Genomic DNA, 1,675 nt, shown 5'->3' with positions numbered 1-1,675 from the left:
GACAGCGCCCACACGTCGGCCACCGGCTGACCGGCTTCCAACGCGTCGATGTCGTCTTGCGCCAAGGTCACCGAGGAGAAATCCGACGGGGTGTGACCACCGGCGTCGTCATGCTCGGCGTGTTCGACGATCGCCTGCAACGCCTGCACCCAATACCCGGCGAGCTCCTCAACGTCGGCCCGGGTGAGCAAGCCGCGCGCCCAGGACCACGACGCGACCAGTTGCGGCCCGTCCACTCCGTCGACGGTGACCGCGTTCACCTCGACCACATGCGCCAGCGGCATACGCCCACCCAACGGCCCCCCGCCCCCGTCGGTCAGCACACCCCAGTCCTGGTCCACTGGCGGGGTTTCGTGATCACCGATGGTGAGTCGGCCGAGGTAGTTGAACCCGATCTGCGGTGCCCGACCGGCCAGCTGCGGACCGGTGTCCGGGTTCAGATGCCGCAGCAACCCGAACCCGATCCCGTTGTCCGGGATCGCCCGTAACTGTTCCTTGACCCGTTTGACCGCGTTACCCAGCCCCGGACCCCCCGCGCACACCTCGGCCCACGACTCCGGACCGGGATCCACCCGGACCGGGAACACACTGGTAAACCAGCCCACCGTCTCCGACACGTCGGCACCGGGCACGATCGACTCCCGGCCGTGGCCTTCCACCTCGACCAGCACCGGCACGTCTGCGTCCCCCCGGCAGGCCCGCCACCGGCCGGCGGCCAACCCCAACGCGGTCAACAACACGTCGTTGACCTGACCGTGGAACGTCGCCGGGACCCTGGTCAACAGCGGAACGGTCCACCGCTGCGGCACCGACACCCGTAACGCGTCGGCCGTGGCCACGGTATCCACCCGCCGATCCAGCCCTCGCCCGCCCAGCAACGGATCAGCAGTACCCAAGATCTCGCGCCACAACGACAGTTCCCCGACCCGCACCGGATCGGTGGCCGCCTCGACCAGCCGCTGCGACCACCACCGGAACGACGTCGCGACCGGTGAGGGCACCGGGTCCCGGCCCGCCACCACCTCACGCCACGCCGCGGCAATGTCCGGGACCAGGATCCGCCAGGACACCCCGTCAACCACCAGGTGATGCACCACCAACAGCACCCGGCCCGGCCGATCAGGACCGGCGTCGAGCCACACGACCTGCACCATCACCCCGGCCTCGGGCGCCAACCGGGCCTGCGCCGACCGGGCGTGCTCGGCGAGTACCGCCTCGGTCCCGGCCTCGTCCAACCCGCGCACGTCGACGGCAATCACACCATCCTCGGCCCGAACCCCACCAGCCGCAGCGACTACCAGCTCCCACCCACCACCGGTGGTCACCAACCGGGCCCGCAACATGTCATGCCGGTCCAGCACCGCCTGCACCACCCGACACAGACCGTCCAAACCCAAACCCGCCGGCGTGGCCAGCACCATCGACTGACAGAACCCGTCGACCGGCCCGCCCAACTCCCGCAACCAACTCATCACCGGCGTCTCCGGGACCACCCCGACCCCAGCATCAGGCTCCTGCACCACCGGCCCGGCATCAACCACCGACACAACCCCGGCCAACCCCACGACCGTCTGATACTGGAACACATCCCGCGGGGAGATCACCAACCCCGCCGCCCTGGCCCGCGACACCAACCGGATCGCCACGATACTGTCCCCACCCAACGCGAAGAACC

Annotated in this window: 1 protein-coding gene; it reads right to left on the bottom strand. The window is 69.8% G+C overall.

Features of this window, described 5'->3' with window-relative positions; genetic code table 11:
* On the bottom strand, positions 1-1,646 hold a 1,646-nt coding region (locus tag ACIA5C_RS48605; RefSeq protein WP_396068197.1), incomplete at its 3' end, for a condensation domain-containing protein.
* Positions 1,647-1,675: the final 29 nt, after the last annotated feature.

Origin of the sequence: Actinoplanes sp. NPDC051343 (assembly GCF_044455125.1) — a bacterium.
In the GTDB taxonomy this organism is placed as follows: Bacteria; Actinomycetota; Actinomycetes; order Mycobacteriales; family Micromonosporaceae; genus Actinoplanes.
Note: the sequence above shows the minus strand (reverse complement) of the source record. Positions and strands in the feature narration are given on the sequence as shown.